At 70.4% G+C, this 17,873-nt stretch carries 17 protein-coding genes; 8 read left to right on the top strand and 9 right to left on the bottom strand.

Annotation, left to right across the window (positions count from 1 at the left end):
* Window positions 1-39: 39 nt before the first annotated feature.
* Genes AB0878_RS47435 through AB0878_RS47420 form a run of 4 tightly spaced genes read right to left on the bottom strand, consistent with a single transcriptional unit; the run spans window position 40 to window position 3,679 of the window.
* The gene (locus tag AB0878_RS47435; protein WP_366589787.1) at window positions 40-1,284 is read right to left on the bottom strand and encodes an LLM class flavin-dependent oxidoreductase; all 1,245 of its coding nucleotides are present in this window, start codon (window positions 1,282-1,284) and stop codon (window positions 40-42) included.
* Between the two features lie 31 nt (window positions 1,285-1,315).
* The gene (locus AB0878_RS47430; protein ID WP_366589785.1) at window positions 1,316-2,077 is read right to left on the bottom strand and encodes an SDR family oxidoreductase; all 762 of its coding nucleotides are present in this window, start codon (window positions 2,075-2,077) and stop codon (window positions 1,316-1,318) included.
* Between the two features lie 12 nt (window positions 2,078-2,089).
* Window positions 2,090-2,863: an alpha/beta hydrolase gene (locus AB0878_RS47425; RefSeq protein ID WP_366589782.1), complete on the bottom strand. Its 774-nt coding sequence runs from the start codon at window positions 2,861-2,863 to the stop codon at window positions 2,090-2,092.
* 18 nt (window positions 2,864-2,881) lie between these two features.
* Entirely contained in the window at window positions 2,882-3,679 is a 798-nt protein-coding gene (locus tag AB0878_RS47420; protein ID WP_366589779.1) for an SDR family oxidoreductase, read from the bottom strand.
* A 151-nt stretch (window positions 3,680-3,830) separates the two neighbouring features.
* Between AB0878_RS47420 and AB0878_RS47415 the strand changes: the two genes are divergently transcribed.
* Both AB0878_RS47415 and AB0878_RS47410 read left to right on the top strand, forming a co-directional pair.
* On the top strand, window positions 3,831-4,412 hold the full coding sequence (locus tag AB0878_RS47415) for an NADPH-dependent FMN reductase (RefSeq protein ID WP_366589776.1): 582 nt from the start codon (window positions 3,831-3,833) through the stop codon (window positions 4,410-4,412).
* Window positions 4,412-5,947, top strand: coding sequence for an AMP-binding protein (locus AB0878_RS47410; RefSeq protein ID WP_366589774.1), 1,536 nt, complete (start codon window positions 4,412-4,414; stop codon window positions 5,945-5,947). Before AB0878_RS47415 ends, AB0878_RS47410 begins: the two co-directional genes overlap by 1 nt.
* Here the strand turns inward: AB0878_RS47410 and AB0878_RS47405 are convergent.
* Window positions 5,844-7,793 (bottom strand): GAF domain-containing protein, encoded by a 1,950-nt coding sequence (locus AB0878_RS47405; protein ID WP_366589771.1) that lies wholly within the window; start codon window positions 7,791-7,793, stop codon window positions 5,844-5,846. The two genes, AB0878_RS47410 and AB0878_RS47405, sit on opposite strands and share 104 nt — an antisense overlap.
* Window positions 7,790-9,829, bottom strand: a complete 2,040-nt coding sequence (locus tag AB0878_RS47400; protein ID WP_366589768.1) for a GAF domain-containing protein — start codon at window positions 9,827-9,829, stop codon at window positions 7,790-7,792. The genes AB0878_RS47405 and AB0878_RS47400 overlap by 4 nt, the downstream gene beginning before the upstream one ends.
* Before the next feature lie 182 nt (window positions 9,830-10,011).
* On the opposite strand from AB0878_RS47400, the gene AB0878_RS47395 reads away from it, so the two are divergent.
* Window positions 10,012-10,803: an alpha/beta hydrolase gene (locus AB0878_RS47395; protein WP_366589766.1), complete on the top strand. Its 792-nt coding sequence runs from the start codon at window positions 10,012-10,014 to the stop codon at window positions 10,801-10,803.
* Complete coding sequence (locus tag AB0878_RS47390; RefSeq protein ID WP_366589764.1) at window positions 10,803-11,321, top strand: 3,4-dihydroxy-2-butanone-4-phosphate synthase; 519 nt, start codon at window positions 10,803-10,805, stop codon at window positions 11,319-11,321. The genes AB0878_RS47395 and AB0878_RS47390 overlap by 1 nt, the downstream gene beginning before the upstream one ends.
* Window positions 11,322-11,332: 11 nt before the next feature.
* Here AB0878_RS47390 and AB0878_RS47385 read toward each other — a convergent pair whose 3' ends face one another.
* Entirely contained in the window at window positions 11,333-11,887 is a 555-nt protein-coding gene (locus AB0878_RS47385; protein WP_366589761.1) for an isochorismatase family protein, read from the bottom strand.
* A gap of 74 nt (window positions 11,888-11,961) precedes the next feature.
* Here AB0878_RS47385 and AB0878_RS47380 point away from each other — a divergent pair, with 74 nt between their 5' ends.
* Entirely contained in the window at window positions 11,962-12,912 is a 951-nt protein-coding gene (locus AB0878_RS47380; RefSeq protein ID WP_366589759.1) for a Gfo/Idh/MocA family oxidoreductase, read from the top strand.
* A 301-nt stretch (window positions 12,913-13,213) separates the two neighbouring features.
* Here the strand turns inward: AB0878_RS47380 and AB0878_RS47375 are convergent, their stop codons facing one another.
* Entirely contained in the window at window positions 13,214-13,507 is a 294-nt protein-coding gene (locus tag AB0878_RS47375) for a hypothetical protein (RefSeq protein ID WP_366589757.1), read from the bottom strand.
* A 267-nt stretch (window positions 13,508-13,774) separates the two neighbouring features.
* Between AB0878_RS47375 and AB0878_RS47370 the strand changes: the two genes are divergently transcribed.
* Together AB0878_RS47370 and AB0878_RS47365 are read left to right on the top strand one after the other, a co-directional pair.
* The gene (locus tag AB0878_RS47370; protein ID WP_366589754.1) at window positions 13,775-15,838 is read left to right on the top strand and encodes a DUF2339 domain-containing protein; all 2,064 of its coding nucleotides are present in this window, start codon (window positions 13,775-13,777) and stop codon (window positions 15,836-15,838) included.
* Between the two features lie 60 nt (window positions 15,839-15,898).
* Window positions 15,899-16,300 carry a TIGR03667 family PPOX class F420-dependent oxidoreductase gene (locus AB0878_RS47365; RefSeq protein WP_366589752.1) on the top strand — a complete coding sequence of 134 codons (402 nt, stop codon included), beginning with the start codon at window positions 15,899-15,901 and terminating at the stop codon, window positions 16,298-16,300.
* A 1-nt stretch (window position 16,301) separates the two neighbouring features.
* On the opposite strand, the gene AB0878_RS47360 is transcribed toward AB0878_RS47365, so the two are convergent.
* Entirely contained in the window at window positions 16,302-16,871 is a 570-nt protein-coding gene (locus AB0878_RS47360) for a superoxide dismutase (RefSeq protein ID WP_366589750.1), read from the bottom strand.
* Window positions 16,872-17,199: 328 nt separating this feature from the next.
* Here AB0878_RS47360 and AB0878_RS47355 point away from each other — a divergent pair, with 328 nt between their 5' ends.
* A complete protein-coding gene (locus AB0878_RS47355) occupies window positions 17,200-17,703 on the top strand; it encodes a DUF6328 family protein (RefSeq protein ID WP_366589821.1) in 504 nt (167 codons plus the stop codon).
* Window positions 17,704-17,873 lie beyond the last annotated feature (170 nt).

The following is a 17,873-nucleotide window of genomic DNA, read 5'->3' as shown; positions in this document are numbered from 1 at the left end:
GGGGCTTCCCCGCACCGCGCGGGGAAGCCCCTTCGTCGTTCAGCCCGCGGTGACCGCGGAGGGGAAGCGTTCCGCGATCCGCTGCTGGCTCACCTTGGGCGTCCAGCGGTCCTCGAGCCCGGCCCAGATGTCGCGCAGCTTCGGGATCACCTGCGTCCCGAACAGCTGGTTGTTCATCGCCGCGACCTCTTCGGGCAGGTTGCCGACGTGCATGCACGTGATGAGCTGGCCGATCCGCAGGTCCGTCACGAGGTCACGCACGCGCTGCTCGACCCGCTCCGGGGTGCCGGCGATGATGTAGCCGAGCTTGTCGTACTCCCAGAAGGACAGTTCGCCGTTCTGGGCCTTCATGCGTTCCTCATTGGACATCGTGCGCGCCCGCGTGAGGTTGGCCCGGATCGACGGCAGCGAGTTGTAGCCCGGTGGCGTCGCGAACTCCAGCGCCGTCGGGTTCTGGCGGTAGAAGTACTTCACGGCGTCGCCGTAGAGGCGCTCGGCCTCGGCGTCGCTGTCGGCGCAGCAGATGATCTGGGTGAACGCCATGCGGTTCGGGTTCGTGTCGGCACCCTGCTGCTCGGTGTAGTCCCAGAAACCCTTCACGATCGGCTCGGCGCTCTGCTTGCCGCTGAACGAAAGGTAGCCGTAGCAGTAGTTGAAGGCGTTGACCACGTCCCAGGTCTCCACACTGCCACTGCCCGGGATCCACACGGGAATCTCGTCCTGCACCGGCCGCGGCCACGTGTTGACGTAACGCAGCTTGGTGTACTTCCCGTTGAACGCGAACGGTTCCTCGGCCTTCCACGCGCGCGTGATGAGGTCACGGGCCTCGTGGAAGCGATCGCGCAGCTCGATCGGGGGCACGCCGTAGGAGAAGGCCGTGTCCATCGGGGTGCCGAACACCATGCCGGCGATGATGCGGCCGCCGGAGATCGTGTCGAGCATCGCGATCTCCTCGGCCACGCGGACCGGCGGGTTGTACAGCGCGAGCGAGTTGCCGCACAGGGCGATCGCGGAGTTCTGCGTGGTCCCGGCGAGGATGGCGGCGATCAGGTTGGGCGACGGCGTCATCGCGAGTGATGTTTGGTGGTGTTCGTTCAACAACAGGGAGTCCCAGCCGAGGCCGTCGGCTTGCTGCATGAGGCGCAGGTAGGTGTGGTAATCCTCGTGCACCTGCGACGGGTCGGCCACCGACGCCGGCGGCGTGACCCACGAGCTGTGCACGGCGCTGCCGTAGTCGTCGGGGAGCTTGGTGTAGTACTGCTGTGCGAACCAGTGGAACTTCACGTGCGTACCTGCCTTTCGAAGGAGTAGGGGTTCAGCCCGCTGCCATGGAGCCGCCGTCGACGCGGTAGGTCTCGCCGTTGACGAACGCCGACTCGTCGGAAGCCAGGTACAGCACCATGTTCGCGATGTCGGACGGCAGCCCGGCGCGCGGTGACGCGGTGCCGGCCAGCGACTGCTCCGGGAGGTCGGGCACCGCGTCGAGCAGCTGCTGCGTCTGGATCACGCCCGGGGCGATCGCGTTGCAGCGGATGCCCTGGCGTCCGTGCTGCGCCGCGATGTACCGCGTCAACCCGACAACGGCGGCCTTCGTGGTGCCGTACGCCGTGAGCCCTGTGCTCCCGCGCAGCCCGCCGATCGAGGCCATGTTCACAATCGAACCGCCGTGGCCGGCCTCGACCATGTGCGGAAGTGCGAATTTGCACACCAAGAAGATGCTCCGCACGTTCGTGGCGAACGCCCGGTCCCACAGCGCGATGTCGGTGTCGATCACCGTGGTGTCGCCGAACCACGCGTCGGGCCCGACCAGCGCGGCGTTGTTGTGGATCACGTCCACGCGGCCGTGGCGTTCGATTACCGCGGCGACCATGTCCTCAATGGACTGCTGATCGGTGGCGTCGAAGCGCACGGCGCTCGCCGTGTCCCCGATCTTCTGGGCCACCAGCTTGGCGCCGTCCTCGTTGATGTCCGCGACCACCACGGACGCGCCTTCACGCGCGAGCGTGTACGCGGTCTCGCGGCCGATGCCCGCCGCGCCCCCGGTGACCAGTGCGACCTTGCCGTCTACCCTGCCCATTTCGACGTCCTCTCAGGAATCCAGGAAAGCGGTGACCACGGACACGAACTCGTCTTCCTGCTCGACCATCGGGTAGTGCCCGGCCTCGTCGATCACGGTGACCTTGGCGTCGGGCACGAGCCGCGCGAACTCCTCGGCGTACGCGGTGGTCACGAGGCCGTCGGACGCGCCGTTGACCACCAGCGTCGGCGCGGAGATCAGCGGCAGCCGGCGCCGGAGGCCGCGTTCGGCGATCGGCCACATGAACTTCGTGGCCGAGCCGAGGTTGCGGGCGGAGAACAGGATTCCTGCGTGGGGGTCTTCGGGGTCGGGCACGAAGTTCGTCGGCTCCTGCTCGGGCGGGCCGGCGTGCCACTTGGCGGCCTTCACGTCGGCGGCCGCGCCGAACGGGTCGAGTGAAGGCTGGTCGTCGAGCCAGATTCCGAACGGATCCACCAACACCAGCCGTCGTACGAGTTGGGGAGCGATCACGGCGAGTTCGGCCGCGAACATCCCGCCGAGCGAGTGCCCGACGACGTCCACCTGCTCCAGACCCCAAGAACTGACCAGTGCGCGGTGGAACAGGGCGACGTCGAGCACGTCGGTGAAGTGCTCGAACCCGGTCGACTTGCCGTAACCCGGCAGTTCGGGCGCGAGCACCCGCCGGGATTCGGCAAGGCGCTTCAGGAAGCCGGCGGCGCCGGGGTGGCGCTCGTACCCGTGCAGGTACAACAGGGGCGATCCGCTGCCGTCCTCCCAGAGGTCGACCTCGAACCGCCCGATGCCTGCGATGTCCAGCGTTGTCATGCGGGAACCTCCATTCCGCTAGTCGGTGAACTGGCCGCCCGCCGGGTGCAGCATCTGGCCGGTGACGAACGACGATTCGGCGGACGCGAGCCACAGCACCGCGTTCGCTTGCTCTTCAGGGGTGCCGAGGCGGTTCATCGGCGTGATGCTCATCGCCGAGGAGTAGGCCGCCTCGTTGTCCTCGATGCCGGCGATCATCGGCGTCGCCGTGTAGCCGGGGCCCACGGCGTTCACGCGCACGCCGGTGGTGGCGAGCTCGAGGCCGAGGACCTTGGTGAGCATCCAGACGCCGGCCTTCGACGTGCAGTAGGGCGCCGCGCCGGCCAAGGGGATCTTCGCGGCGCTCGAGGCGATGTTGATGATCGAACCCCCGTCACCCTGTTCGAGCATCTGCCGGGCGAGCGCGCGGTCGGTCATCATCACGCCCAGCACGTTGACGTCCAGCACCCGCCGGAACGCCTCCGTCGCCAGGTTCACCACGTGTGTCGCGTCGCCGTTCTGCGCGCGGGTCTCGACGTTGCTCATCCCCGCCGCGGTCGCGATGCCGGCGGCCGCCACGCCGACGTCGACCCGGCCGAACTCGGCCACCGCCGCGGCGACGAGGGCGTCGCAGTCGGCTTCGCTGGTGGTGTCTGTTCGTTTGTACACAGCCTTTTGGCCGATTTCTTCCACCAGCCGTAAGGTTTCGCTCGCATCTTGCACGTCGCCGATCACCACGTGTGCGCCCTCGCGCGCGAAGCGCACCGCGGTGGCCCGGCCGATGCCGCTCGCGCCGCCCGTGACGACGGCGATCTTGTTCTCCAGTGCCATGACCATGGGCTCGACTGTGACCTGCGGCACGAGGGTGCGACAACGGAAGTTCGTGCGCGCTGCGGGCCCGCGGCATGTGCGGATTCCCATTGCCGCCGTGCCCGGGCGCCGCTGACGATGAAGTGGCCAAGTCAGCGCGAGTGACGGGTGGTGGGTCGTGGAACGAGCTGGACAGCTGCACATCGTGGGCCTCGGGGGGACCGTGCGCCCCGGATCGTCGAGTGAGCAGTCGCTGCGGATCGCGTTGCGACACGCGGAAGAGCTGGGCGCGACCACGCACGCGTTCGCCGGGGCGTCGTTGGCCCAGCTGCCGATGTACGCGCCGGGCGGCGACGGCGGCGCGGTGGCGCGCGAGCTGGTCGAGCACCTGCGGCGGGCCGACGGCGTGATCATCGCGTCGCCCGGCTACCACGGGTCGATGTCGGGGCTGGTCAAGAACGCTCTGGACTACGTGGAGGACATGCGCGAGGATCCGTTGTCCTACCTCGCCGACCGGGCCGTCGGGCTCGTCGTGGCGGCGCACGGGTGGCAGGCGGGGGTGACGACGCTGGGCGCGTTGCGAGCGGTGGTCCACGCGTTGCGCGGCTGGGTCACGCCCTACGGCGCGGTGGTGAACTCACTGGAGACGCAGTTCGCCGACGGTGTGTGTGACCAGCCACGGGTGGTACAGCAGCTGCACCTGGTGGCCGACGAGGTGGTGCGGTTCGCGGGTCTTGTCGCCGGGGCGCGGGTCGCCTGATGGAGCTCTCGTTCGAACCCCTGACGCCACTGTCCTATCTGGACCGCGCGGCGGCGGCGCACGGCTCCCGGGTCGCGGTGGTCGACGGTGCTTCTCGGTGGACGTACGCGGAGCTGCACGACCGGTGCCGTCGGCTGGCGGGGGTGCTGGCGCCGTTGGCCGGCGGGCGTCCGGTGGCGGTGCTGGCGCCGAACACGCACGTGTTGCTGGAGGCCAACTTCGGTGTGCCCTGGGCGGGAGTGCCGCTGGTGGCGGTGAACACGCGGCTGTCGGCGCGCGAGGTCGCGTACATCCTGGAGCACTCCGAGGCGTCGGTGCTCGTGCACGATCCGGTGTTCGACCCGCTGGTGGACGAGGTGCTCTCGAGCGTCGGCGGGGTGCGGCGGATCCGGGCCGGGGAGGAGTACGAGGCGCTGCTCGCGGCCGCTGCTCCGCTGGCGTTGACACCCGACGACGAGCGGGCCGTGCTGTCGATCAACTACACGTCCGGCACCACCGGCCGGCCGAAGGGCGTGTTGTACCACCACCGCGGCGCGTACCTGCAGGCGTTGGCGATGGTAGGTCACGTGGGATTGTCACCATCTTCTGTGCATTTGTGGACACTCCCGATGTTCCACTGCAACGGCTGGTGTTTCCCGTGGGCCGTCACGGCAGCGGCGGCGACGCACGTGTGCCTGCCGAAGGTCGAGCCCGCCGAGGTGTGGCGGCTGATCCGCGAGGAGGGAGTCACCCACCTCAACGGTGCGCCCACGGTGTTGTCGATGTTGGCTTACGCACAAGAGGCTGTGCGAGTCACACCAACGGTGCGCGTGGCGACCGGCGGCGCGCCACCGTCTCCGGCGATCCTGCGGCGCATGGGTGAGCTGGGGTTCGACGTGACGCACCTGTACGGGCTCACGGAAACCTTCGGCCCGGCCATGATCTGCGACTGGCGTCCGGAGTGGAACGATCTTGACGCGACGGCTCAGGCGCGGATGAAGGCGCGCCAGGGCGTGGGGAACATGATCGCGTGTGTCGTGCGGGTGATCGGGACCGACGGGGTGGACGTGCCCGCCGACGGCGTGGCGGTCGGCGAGATCGCGTTGCGGGGCAACAACGTGATGCTCGGCTACTTCAAAGACCCCGAGGCGACGCGCGCGGCGGCACCGGACGGCTGGTTCCGCACCGGTGATCTGGGCGTTCTCCATCCCGACGGATACGTGGAACTGCGCGACCGCAGCAAGGACGTGATCATCTCCGGCGGTGAGAACATCGCGTCCGTCGAGGTGGAGCAGGCGATCGCGGACCACCCGGCCGTGCTGGAGGTCGCGGTGGTCGCCGCGCCGCACGAGCACTGGGGTGAGGTGCCGGCGGCTTACGTGACGCTCCACGCCGGCGCGTCGGCGACGGAGGAGGAGATCGTCGCCCACGTGCGGTCGCGGCTGGCGCGGTTCAAGGCGCCGAAGTCGGTGGAGTTCGGTGAGCTGCCGAAGACGTCGACGGGGAAGGTGCAGAAGTTCGTGCTGCGGGAGCGGGCGCGGCGGGGTCCGGCATGAGCCGGTAGAGCTGCAGGGCGACCTGCAGGTCGAGGGTGTTTTCCGGATCGCGCCAGCCGGCACCGTCGAGCACGTGGTCGATGCGGTCGAGGCGCTGGTAGAGCGTGTTGACGTGGATGCCGAGCGCGCGGGCCGCGGCGGGCGGGCTCTGGCCGCGGTCGAAGTAGCACTCGACGGTGGCGAGCAGGGACGAGCGGTGTTCGGCGTCGTAGTCGAGCAGCGGTCCCAGGGCGCGGCGGACGACGCGGCGCAGTTGGTCGGGGCCGACGTTATCGAGCACGACGCCGACCACGCCGAGTTCGTCGAGGCCCGCGCCGCTGCCTTCCCGGCCGAGGGCCAGCAGGAGGCGGTGGCAGCGCAGGGCCCGGTGGTGGGTGGTGCGCAACGCCGGGAGGTCGTGGGCCGGGCCGGCGGCTCCGGCGGTGACGGGGGTGCTCGCGTCGAGCTCGGCCGCAACGGCCCGGGCGATGGCGCCGGCGTCACACCCGGGGAGGATCAGGACGAGGTGACCGTCCACTTCGCTCGCGAGGCCGCCGCGGCGGGTGGCGACGCATTCGGCGGCGGATGTGAGTTCTTGCGCATCGCCTGAGACCACCACGATCACGTGCGGTTCGTTTTCCACCAGAACCGTGAACCTTTTCGCACGCCGTGTGATGGAGTCCCAGTCGGGTTCCCGTTCGCCGAGGAGGTCTTCCACCAGCTCGTGGCGCAGGTCTTGTTCGACTGTTGCCGTTTGGCGTTCGAGAAGTACCAGAAGTGTTGCGGTCTGTGCCGCGCGTTCGAGGGTGCCGAGTTCGGTTTCGGTCAGGGGCTGGGTGCGCCCGAAGTACAGCCGCCCGTGTGTTTCGCCGCCGGCGCGCAGCGGGACGACGGTGCCGGCGCGGAACACGGCCTCGACCGGGATCCCGCCGGGCGCGGTGGCGGCGACGCGGTCGGTGCCGGTCTCGAGGGCAACGGTGCCGCCGAGCAGCCGTGCCATCGTGTCGGCGACTTCGCCGAGGCCGGCGCCCGCGAGCGCGAGCGGCACCAAGAGCTCGTGGGCGGCGCCGGCGAGTTCGAGCGCGTGGCGTTGTTCGGACATCTGCGCGTGGGTTTCGCGCAGCTCCTCCGTCGTGCTGCCGAGCTGGCCGAACAGGCGCGCGTTGTCGATCACCACGGACGCGTGGTGTGCAAGCGAGGTCAACAAAGCGATGTCGTGTTGATCGAATGTTCGCTCGTGGCGATCGGCTGCGAACAAGGCGCCGATCACGCGTTGCCCGAGTTTCATCGGCACACCGGCGATGCTCACCACGCCGTCTTCTCCGACGGCGCTCGCGACGTGCGTTTCGCGGTGGATGCGGGGGTCGGTGAGGTAGTTGGTGGTGGCGAACGGACGTCCAGTGGCGATCACACGGCCGCCGACGCCCGAGCCGGGCCGTTGGCGCACTGAGCGGATCGGCGCGGTGACCGTGCCGGAGGTGACGCGCATGTAGGCGTCGCCGGTGTCGTCGTCGATGAGGGCGATGTAGGTGGAGTCGGTGGCCAGGAGCCGGCGGACGCGGTCGACGATGGCACTGAGCACCTCGTCGACGTCTCGCAGCGAGGTCAGGTCGCGCGCGGTTTCGTACAGGGCTTGGGTTTCGCGTTCGCGTTGCGCGCGGCGGGCGAGGATGCCGCGGACGGTGCGGGCGTCCGCAATCGCTTGCCGCAGCAGGTTCTTCCGGCCGCCTTCGGGAAGCGCCCGGACGTGGGCCTCGACCGCCTCGAAATCAGTGGCCGGCGCCTCTTCGGCGAGCAGGAAGGTGAGGTGGGCGAGGGCTTCGGCAGGGTTGTCCACTGTGGACCTGGTGAGCGCTTCCGCTGTCATGACACCACCACCGGGATCTGGTCGATTACGCGCCGGAGCTGCAGGGCGATGCGTAGCGTGAGGGCACCCGCGGGCTCACGCCAACGGCGGTGCCCGAGCACCTGGTCGACGCGGTCGAGGCGCTGGTAGACGGTGTTGGCGTGCACCTGCAGCCGGCGCGCGGCGGCGCGGGGGTTCTCGCCGGCGGCGAAGTAGCCGTCGAGGGTTTCGGCCAGCAGAGAGCCGTGTTCGTCGTCGTAGCTCAGGATCGCGCCGGCGTTGTCCTCGACGAGGCGGCGGACGTGTTCGCGGGAGGCGCCGTCGAGCACCAGGCCGAGCACACCGAGGTCGGCCAGGCTGGCGGCCGTGCCCGCTCGCCCGAGCGCGACGAGCAACCGGTGGCAGCGCTCGGCTTCCCGGTGCAGGCTCCGCACGGCGGGCGCGGTCGCGGCGGGTCCCGCCACGCCCGCGGTGACCGTGCCGCCGGTCGCGCGCTCGAGGTGCCTCCGCGCGGCTCTCACGGCGGCCGTCGCGTCGGCGCGGGGGAGCACCAGCACGACGTGCCCACCGTGCTCGGTCGCCACACCCCCGTGCGCCCGGACGTAGTCGGCTGCGGCCCTCAGCAGCCGCCGCCTGGTGGTGCCGCCGGCCGAAACCACGAGCACCGTCTGCCGCACGGCGAAATCGATCGCACCCGACACCTTCGCGCGCCGCCGCAACGCCGCCCAATCCGGCTCGCGTTCGGCAAGCAACTCGTCCACCACCTGCCCGCGCACCTGCTGTTCGGCCGCGGACATCTGACGTTCGACGAGCAACAACAACGCCGCCGTCTGCGCCGACCGCTCGAGGATCCGCTTGTCGGTGTCCAACGGCTCCGCGCGCCCCGAGAACACCAGATGCCCGAACGTTTCACCCCCAGCCCGCACGGGCACCGTCCACGCGCGCCGCCCCAAATCCCGCACCCGGCCAGGTCCGGGTTCGTTGGTCGGCCCGGATTCACCGATGCTCCTGCCCTGCTCGCTTCCGGACTCCGTCGGCAGCGCGGCCCGATCGGCGGGGCCGTCCACCAGGTCCGTCCCGGCAACCTCCGCGGCGACCGGCGGCAGGTCCGGCAGCCGATCCAGCAGCTCCGCCGGGCCGGCCTTGGCCAGCGGCGTCCCGTCGGGTTCGGCGGCGAGGACCGCGCCGTCGAGGGTCTCGGCGACGGCGGCCACCAGTTCGGCCAGGTCGGCGCGGCGCAGGACCATCGCCATCAGCTGTTCGTGGGCGGTCGCTGCCTGTTCGAGGGCTTTGTTGTGGCGGGCGAGCTGGTCGTTGGCGACCGTCAGCTCCTCGGCGGTGGCCTTGGTGGCTGCGAAGAGGCGTGCGTTTTCCAACACGATCGCCGCGTGATCCGCGAGCGAGCCCAGCAGGTCGATCTCGGATTGTGCGAATGTTCGCTCGTCGCGGTTGGCTCCGAACAGCACGCCGATCACTTCCGAACCCACGCGCATCGGGACGCCGAGGATGCTCACGATCCCGTCCTCCGCCACGGCCGACGCGACGGAGTGCTTGCGGCGAATCCGGTTGTCGCGCAGGTAGTTGGCGGTGGCGAACGGGCGGCCTTCCTGCGCGACCCAGCCGCCGACGCCGTACCCGGGCGGCTGCCGCAGCGATTCGATGGGCCGCGTGATCGTGCCGAGCGTGACGCGCATGTACGCGTCGCCCGTCTCCGGATCGACGAGCGCCATGTACGCGGCGTCGGTGCCGAGCAGCCGGCGCGCGCGGGCGACGATCGCGTCGAGCGCGGCGTCGACCTCGCGCACCGAGGCGAGATCACTGGCCGTGTCCAGCAGCGCCTGCATCTCGCGCTCGCGGCGCTTGCGGTCGGCGAGCAGTCCGCGGATGCGCGCGGCCCTGGTCAGCGTGAGGGCGACGAGCTCCCCATCGCCCTCGCCCGCCAGGTCCTCGCCGAGCCGGTCGAACTCGCCCGTCGCGCCGGTTTCGTCGGCGAGCAGGTGCAGCAGCCTGGCCAGGTCCTGTTCCGTGGTGGTCACACCGCCGTTGGTGTTGTCCATCTCGTCTCCTCGGTGCCTGTTGACATCTTGACCACAGATGTCCGGCCCCGTCGACCAAAAGCCGCTGGATGGCGCAGTGCGTGTGCGTTCACCCACGTCCGATGTGCGGCTCGTGTACATCCTCCTGTTGTCGCGCGACCCGGCGCGGCCGGATGCTCGTGTCTTCGAGAGGACGGTGCACCTTGGCGACAGCGACCGTGAACGGCGTGACCCTCCGCTACGACACCGCGGGCGAAGGCCCGCCACTGCTGCTCATCGCCGGCCTCGGCGCCAACTCGAGCGCGTGGGCGGGCGCGGTGCCCGAACTGAGCCGCCGGTTCACCGTGATCACCTTCGACAACCGGGGTGTCGGCCGCAGCGCCGTGCCCCCGGGTCCGTACTCGGTGGACACGCTGGCCGACGACGCGGCCGCGCTCGTGGAGTACCTGGACCTCGGCCCGGTCGCCGCCGTGGGCTGGTCGCTGGGCGCGTCGGTGCTGCAGTCGATGCTGATCCGCCACGGTTCGGTCCTGTCGAAAGCCGTGCTGCTCAACGGTTTCCCGTCGTACACCCCCATCCAGCACGCGTGGCTCGACGCCGGCCTCGCGCTCCGCCGCGCCGACGTCGACCCGCTGGCCGTCGGCGTGATCGGCATGGCGTGGGCCTTCACCGCCCGAGTGTTGTCGGACCACGAAACCCTTGCCGCCCAAGCGAAACTGGCCGCGGAAGACCCGTACCCGACGTCGCTGGAAGGCTTCGAAGCGCAAGCCGCGGGCCTGCGCGTCTACGACTCCCGCCCGGACCTGCCGTCGGCGCTGACCCCGACGCTCGTGCTGGCCGGTGCCGAAGACGTCCTGACGCCCGTGTCGCAGTCCGTGGAAATGGCTTCGCTGCTGCCGAACGCTTCCCTGCGCGTCCTGCCTCGGGGTGGCCACGCCATGCTCCTGGAGTACCAGGACGACACCCTCGCCGCGATCACGGACTACCTGGGCTGATGAGCCTCGCCGCCGATCTGGACGTCGGAGCGCTCGCGGCCCTGGGCCGCGGCGAACCGGTGCGGCTCGACGACTGCCTGGTCCTCCCGGCCGAGCTGGTGACCACCGCGTCGATGGCCTTCCTCATCCGCTACACCAGCGGGTTCGCCTGCGTCGCTCTCCCACGCGAGCGGTTGCGCGCGCTGCGCATCCCGCTGCTGCCCGCCGACGACACCGACTGCCCGCCGTTCGCCGTCTCCGTGGACGCCGCCGACGGCATCACCACCGGAATCTCCGCCCACGACCGGGCCCTGACCGCGCGCACCCTCGCGGCTCCGGCCACGACGTGGACCGACCTCACCCGGCCCGGCCACGTCGTTCCGATCCTGGCCCGCACCGGCTGCACGGGCGTGGCGGAAGCGGCGGTGGAACTGTGCCGACGAGCCGGCCTCGCCGAGGCGGCCGTGCTGGCCGCGGTCGAGGACGACGAGCCGGCGCTCGCCGGCCTGCCGAGGGTCTCGACAGTGGAGGTGTTCTGACTTCGTGCAGGTCAGGGCGTGAAGTCGACCTCCTCGGTGGTGACCGTGCCGGCCTTTCGGCCGGGTGCCGCGTGGTAGTTCCAGTACAGGTTCGTGTGCGCGATGACTTTGTCGGGTGTCGGCGCGCCGTACTCGGAGAGGTCTTCGGTGGTGTGCGCGTCGCCGACCAAGGTGGCGTCGTAGCCGCGCGCGATGGCGCCGTGGAGCGTCGAGCGGATGCACTCGTCGGTCTGCGCGCCCGAGACGAACAGGCGCCCGATGCCGCGCTCGGCCAGCACGGACTCGAGGTCGGTGTCCTCGAACGAATCCGGGTACGCCTTCTGCACCAACGCTTCCGAGTCGTTCCGGACGAGCTCCGGCACGTACCGCCACTTCTCGCTGTCGCGAGGCATCTGTTCGCTGTTGTGCTGCACCCACACCACGTCGACGTCGGCGGCGCGCGCCTTGTCGACGAGCGCGCCGATGTTGGCGACGACCTTGTCACGCTCGTGGGCGTGGTCGACCACGCCGTTCTGCACGTCGATCACGAGCAGGCCGGTCTTCGGGCGGTTGGCGAGCGTGGTCATGGCGGCTCCTCCGTTCGGTGGGGTCGATGGTATGTCTTCGGTCCGACAGTTTCGGGCGAGAACGTGGAGGACGCATGCTGCGCTGGGGAATCATGGGTACGGGCGGCATCGCCGGTGCCTTCGCGGAGGACCTGAAGCTCACCGATTCGGGTGTGGTCGCCGCCGTCGGCTCGCGCAGCCGCGAGACCGCCGACGCGTTCGCCGACCGCCTCGGCATCCCCACCCGCCACGGCAGCTACGAAGCCCTGGCCGCGGACCCCGAGGTCGACGTCGTCTACGTCGCGACCCCGCACCCGATGCACCACGACAACGCCATGCTCGCGCTGTCCGCCGGCAAGCCGGTGCTGGTGGAGAAGCCGTTCACGATGAACGCCGACGAGGCGCGTTCACTGGTCTCCTTCGCTCGCGAACGCGGACTGTTCCTGATGGAAGCGATGTGGACGCGCTTCCTGCCGCACATCCACCACGTCCGTAGCCTGCTCCCGGAGCTCGGCGACATCGTCACCGTCTCCGCCGACCACGGCCAGTGGTTCGCCGAGGACGCCGACTTCCGCCTCTTCGCCCCGGCCCTCGGCGGCGGCGCGCTGCTCGACCTGGGCGTCTACCCGGTTTCGTTCGCGTCGATGATCCTCGGGACGCCGTCGCGCGTGGCCTCGATCGTCTCGCCGGCCTTCACCGGCGTCGACGCCCAGACGTCCATGCTCTTCGGCTACGACAGCGGCGCCCACGCGGTCCTCAACTGCACCCTCCGCGCCGCGTCGGGCACCACCGCCTCCATCGTCGGCACCGACGCGCGCCTGGACATCGAAGGCGCCTTCTACGCCCCGGCTTCCTTCACCGTCACCCCACGCGGCGGCACCCCCGTCCGCCACACCCACACCGACCCCGGCCGCGGCCTGCGCCACCAGGCCGACGAGGTCGCCCGCCTCCTGGCGGCCGGCGCGCTGGAGAGCCCGCTGATGCCGCTCGACGAAACCATCTCGATCATGGCGACGATGGACGAGGTGATCGCTCAGGCCGGCTGACGGTCGCTGGGCTACCCGCCGGCCCGCGTGTGGCGGGTAGCCCGGGGCGGCTTGTGTTCGGGACTCGGACGGCGGCCGCTGCTGCGCCTTCGCCTCTATTCGCGAGGAAGCTGCTGTCCGGTTGGGGCTCGTGTTGGTGCTCGGTGGTCCAGATCGCCACGGCTGCCCCCGATGGCCGCCTGCCCGGCTCGCCGGCCGTGCTCGGCCGATGTCTCCACGTTCCCTGCACGGGAAGAACGCCAGCGACTCGGCCAGGTCCGGCGTGGTCTCAGCCTCTCTTATCCGCCGCCCGCGTCCGGGATCAGCGGCGGTCCAGCTCCTCACGAGCCTGCCGCGCGACCGCCGCCCGGAGTTCCTCCATGCGCGCGTTCTCGGGCAGGAGGTCGCCGTGGTCGTGGAGGGAGACGTCGTTGAAGCTTCCCGCCGCACCGCGGAACAGCCCGAGCAACGACCTCAGCGCCCGTCGCCGCTCGAGCCGGGTCGGCGCCTGCACGAGCCGTTCGTGGTGCGTCCGGAGGAACGTCGCCACACCCGGCTTGTGCGGCCGGAGCACCTCGGCCAGCTCGGCGAGGTCGTCCAGCAGCTGATCGTCCACGCCACTCCTCGTCGCTGGGCCTGCGCCGCGAAGACTAGCCCGGGGTGATCGCAACCGTCCCGTGTCCGGGGTTGAGTAGTGCTACGGATCCGATCACTGCCACCCATCCCCGACCCTGACCGCATGACCACGGACGCCGCCACGCTTCACCGCCTCGCCGACGCCCTCGACGCCCTCGGCCGGCACATCGCCGCCGTCGGCACCGAACTCCGCGTCGCAGGAACGCCCGCCACGCCGCCCCCGGACCCGGCTGCGCAGGCTGGGCCGGTGAACCCGCTGGTCAAGCCCACTTCCCAGCCACCAGTGCCGCCGGGCCAGTCGCTGACGCCCACCGAGGCACCGCAGCCCGAGGCCGCACCGGACTTGGATCGGCCACACCCTCCGTCGACCGCCGCGCAGCCGCAGGCAGGCGTGCAGCCGGCCACATCCGCCCAGCCCAGCGCGAGCGAAGGCGACCTACCGGCACACCTCACCGGCGCGGGCCCACAGCCAGCTCCCGCGTCGATCCAGCACCCGCTGCAGGCTGGCACTCAGTCCGAGGCGGGTCCCTACCAAACCTCGCCCTCGTCAGGTGGCCGGTCGGAAGCTCAGTCGAGTCCGCAGCAGCCAGGTGGCCAGCCGTCGCAGGCTCAGGCCGCCGCACACCCGGCGTCAGCTCCGCAGCCGACCCACCAAGCCGAATCGCGTCAGCAGCCCCAGACCGGCCCGCAGCCGTACGCGCCCTTCGGTCCCATCTACCAGCCGTACCCCGGCGCCTACGCCTACCCGACGCCAGCCGAACCCCAGCCGTACGCGCAGCAGCCCTACCCCCAGACCAACCCCTTCCCGACCTACACCCCGCAGCCCACCCTGAGCGAGCGGCTCGGCAAGGAGGGCGCCGGGTCGCGGTTGCTCGCGTGGGTCGGTGGGGCCGTGACGTTGCTGGGTGTTGTGCTGCTGCTCGTGCTCGCGGTGCAGCGCGGGTGGCTGGGGCCGTTGCCGCGGGTGCTCGTGGGGGCCGTGTTCGGGGCCGCGCTCGTCGGGGCGGGCGCGTGGCTGCATCGCAAGCCGGCCGCGCGCACCGGTGCGTTTGCCCTTGCCGCCACAGGGATCGCGACGCTCTACCTCGACGCGATAGCCGCCACCTCCCTGTACGAGTTCCTGCCCGTCCCCGCCGGCCTCGCCGTCGGGCTCGTGACCGCGGTGGGCGGGCTGCTGCTCGCCGTCATGTGGAATTCCCCTCTGCTCGCCAGTTCCGTCGTCGTCGCGTGCGGCGTGTGCGCACCCGTGATCACCCAGGGCTTCACGCCGGAACTCGTGACCTTCTTGCTCATCATCCAGATCTCGACGGTGCCCGTCCAGTTGCGACGGTCGTGGTGGTCCCTTTCGCTCACTTCGGCGATTCCGCCCTTGACAGCGTCGCTGATCGGCACCGTGCTGCACACGCAGAACACCGGCGTCGCCGTGGCCACCGGTTTCGTGAGCGCCGCCATCTCGTTGATCATGCTGCGCCGCAGGGAAAACGATCCGACTTTGCTGGCCGTGCTCGCCGTCGCGCCACTACCCGTGTTGGCCGCCGCGATGGTGCTTCCGAAGACGCAGGCGGCACTTTTGGCGGGTGCGGTGGCGGTTGTCCTTGTCGCGAAATGGCCGTTCGTGCGCGGTCAAGCCGGTACGGTCGCAGGCGTCGCCGGCCTCGTCGCCGCTTTGCAGGCCACGGTCACGGAATTCGACGGGGGTGCGGTGCTGCTGGGTGAAGCGCTGGCGCTCGCGTTCGCCGCTCGGTACACGAAGAACCGTTTCGTGCTAGGGGGTTCGCTGGCTTTCGCGGTGATCGGCGGGCTCGTCGCGATCGTCGTGGACGTGCCGCCCGCGATCCTCGTTGTCCCACGAGCGCACACGACCGCGGACCTGCTCGCCGCACTCGCCGCGGCCGCGCTCATGCTGGGCGCCGCGATCGCGTTGACCTGGGCCGCCGTGCGGCTCGAAACCCTCAATCCCAGCAAGCTTTTGCCGTGGCTTCCGGGCGGCCTCGCCGCGCTCTACGGCGCAGCCGGCCTGGTCCTGTGCGCGGCACTGCTGGCGGTTCCCGGCCGGTCCGGTTTCCTGCTGGGCCACGCGTTGATCACCGTCTCCTGGACGGTCGCCGCCCTCGTCCTGCTTCTCCGCGGTATCGCTGTCGTCGCGCTTCGCGTGGTAGGTCTCGTGCTGGTTGCCGCAGCGGTCGCGAAGCTGGTTCTGTTCGACCTCGCGGCGCTCGACGGGCTCGCCCGAGTGGGTGCATTTCTCGGCGCCGGTCTCGTTCTTTTGCTTGCAGGGAGCCGATATGCGCGAATGGTCGCCTCGCGCTAGCGGAAACTGTCGGTGGGTTGTGGTTCTCTTGATCTCACCACTTCCGAGGGGAGACCGAAGATGCAGTACACACCCGACCCGAACCTGATCAAGCGCGCCGGCGAGCCCGTGGGCTGGCTGACCACCATCACGCCGAGGGGACGTCCCGCACCACGTCCGGTGTGGTTCGTCCTCGACGGCGACGACATCCTGGTGTTCAGCCAGCCCGACACCGCCAAACTCCGCCACATCGCCGGCAACCCGGAGGTGAGCTTCCACCTCAACAGCGACCAGAACGGCGGAAGCATCCTCGTCGTCAACGGCCGCGCCCAAGTCGACGAGGGCAAACCCTCCGAAGCGCCGGGCTACCTCGAGAAATACGAGCCGTCCTACGCCGGCGTCGGATACGCCGACGCGGCCGCGTTCGACGCGTCGTTCTCGGTGCGCGTCCGCATCGTCCCGGAGCGCTCTTGGGGGTTCTAGGTCAGAAGGCGACGTCCAGGCAGGCCAGCCGTGCGCCTGCGGTTCCGGCGTGACCGGCGTCGGTGTGCGTGTGTGTTTCGTGGATCACCACGGAGTGTGCGCGTCGTGAGCCGAACGTCCAGTCCACAGTGGACTTGGCGTGGCCCGTGCCGAAATGGTCGGTGGTGAAGTCGAGCCAGATCTCGTTGCGCGGGTTCGCGTAGGTGGGGTCCACCGACGGCTTCACCGGGTCCGGTGTGTGCTGGAAGTGCGGGCCGGCGTCGTCGCCGCTGGGGCCGCACGCGTTCGCGTGGGCGTGGGCGCCGTACTGGTGGTTCGGCAGCAGGCCGGTGACCACGAGCGCGGTCGTGGTGCCGGTGGTGTGCGCGGACGTGCCGAACACGTGGGCTTGTGCGCCGCCCGGGACGAGGTCGGTGCGGTAGGTCACGGCGTGGGCGCCACGGGAGTACCCGGTGAAGGTGCCGTGCACGGAGGTGAAGTGCACCGGGGTGGCCGCGTCGGCGGTGGCGCCGGAGAGGCTGGCCAAGCCGGCGACGAGAGCAGCGGAAAGGAGTGTGGGAGCGATTCGCATGGTCATTCTCTAGCCAGCGCGTGGACCGCGACGCCATGGGCGCCACCCGAACGTGTGATCAGTTCCCCCGTCGTGCGCAGCGCCGGGTGAATCCTCCACGGGCCGGTCGGCCAGGTTCGGGGGAACGGGAGTCTGGTGGTCGGGCTTAGTGTTTCGGCACGAAGCCGACCCTGGAGCACACCCGATGACTGACCCCGACGAGCAGCGCCGAGCCAACCCGCCCTCCGCCGACCCCGCAGGAGCCGAATTCCGCCGTGGGGAAGGCCTCGGTTCGACCACCGGCGGTGCACCACCGGTGGAGGCCGACGAGGCCATCGACAACGTCGACGTGGAGCACACCGGGGAGACACGCAACCAGAAGCTGCAGCGCAACGTCGGCGAGCTGCTTCAGGAGCTACGCGTCGCGCAGGCTGGGGTGCAGATCCTGCTCGGGTTCCTGCTGGCGGTCGTGTTCACCGACCGGTTCCAGGCGGCCGGCGGGCTCGTGAAGGGGCTGCACCTGGTCGCGGTGCTGCTGGCGGTCGCCGCCACCGCGCTGCTCACCGCGCCCGCGGCGTGGCACCGCCTGCTGTTCCGCACAGGCCGCCGCGACGAGATCCTGCGCGTTGGCAACCGAGTGGTGCTCGTCGGCTTCGGCTGTCTCGCCGGCACGGTCACGCTCACGGTCGCCCTCATCGCCAAGGTCGTCTACGGCACCCCCGCCCTCATCGCCGCGGGCAGCTTCACGGTCCTGCTGTTCGGCCTACTGTGGTTCGCCGTACCCCTCCGCCTCCCCAAGGACGACCCGGTCCCGGCCAACCCACCTCAGCCGGCGCGCAACCGACAGGCCTGACCAAGCGCGACCGACAGGGCTGACCGGGGCGGTTGGCTGGCGGGGCTGGCCAAGCGTGACGGGCGGGGCTGACCGGGCGGTTGGCTGGCGGGGCTGGCCAAGCGTGACGGGCGGGGCTGACCGGGCGGTTGGCTGGCGGGGCTGGCCAAGCGTGACGGGCGGGGCTGACC

Origin of the sequence: Amycolatopsis sp. NPDC047767, assembly GCF_040704195.1 — a bacterium.
GTDB lineage: Bacteria > Actinomycetota > Actinomycetes > Mycobacteriales > Pseudonocardiaceae > Amycolatopsis.
Note: the sequence above shows the minus strand (reverse complement) of the source record. Positions and strands in the feature narration are given on the sequence as shown.

Excerpts from the sequence above, each read along its gene's own strand:
- AB0878_RS47405 (WP_366589771.1), bottom strand. The coding sequence starts at position 7,793 with ATGACAGCGGAAGCGCTCACCAGGTCCACAGTGGACAACCCTGCCGAA.
- AB0878_RS47410 (WP_366589774.1), top strand. The coding sequence starts at position 4,412 with ATGGAGCTCTCGTTCGAACCCCTGACGCCACTGTCCTATCTGGACCGC.
- AB0878_RS47400 (WP_366589768.1), bottom strand. The coding sequence starts at position 9,829 with ATGGACAACACCAACGGCGGTGTGACCACCACGGAACAGGACCTGGCC.
- AB0878_RS47420 (WP_366589779.1), bottom strand. The coding sequence starts at position 3,679 with ATGGTCATGGCACTGGAGAACAAGATCGCCGTCGTCACGGGCGGCGCG.
- AB0878_RS47385 (WP_366589761.1), bottom strand. The coding sequence starts at position 11,887 with ATGACCACGCTCGCCAACCGCCCGAAGACCGGCCTGCTCGTGATCGAC.
- AB0878_RS47390 (WP_366589764.1), top strand. The coding sequence starts at position 10,803 with ATGAGCCTCGCCGCCGATCTGGACGTCGGAGCGCTCGCGGCCCTGGGC.
- AB0878_RS47380 (WP_366589759.1), top strand. The coding sequence starts at position 11,962 with ATGCTGCGCTGGGGAATCATGGGTACGGGCGGCATCGCCGGTGCCTTC.
- AB0878_RS47425 (WP_366589782.1), bottom strand. The coding sequence starts at position 2,863 with ATGACAACGCTGGACATCGCAGGCATCGGGCGGTTCGAGGTCGACCTC.
- AB0878_RS47430 (WP_366589785.1), bottom strand. The coding sequence starts at position 2,077 with ATGGGCAGGGTAGACGGCAAGGTCGCACTGGTCACCGGGGGCGCGGCG.
- AB0878_RS47360 (WP_366589750.1), bottom strand. The coding sequence starts at position 16,871 with ATGCGAATCGCTCCCACACTCCTTTCCGCTGCTCTCGTCGCCGGCTTG.
- AB0878_RS47365 (WP_366589752.1), top strand. The coding sequence starts at position 15,899 with ATGCAGTACACACCCGACCCGAACCTGATCAAGCGCGCCGGCGAGCCC.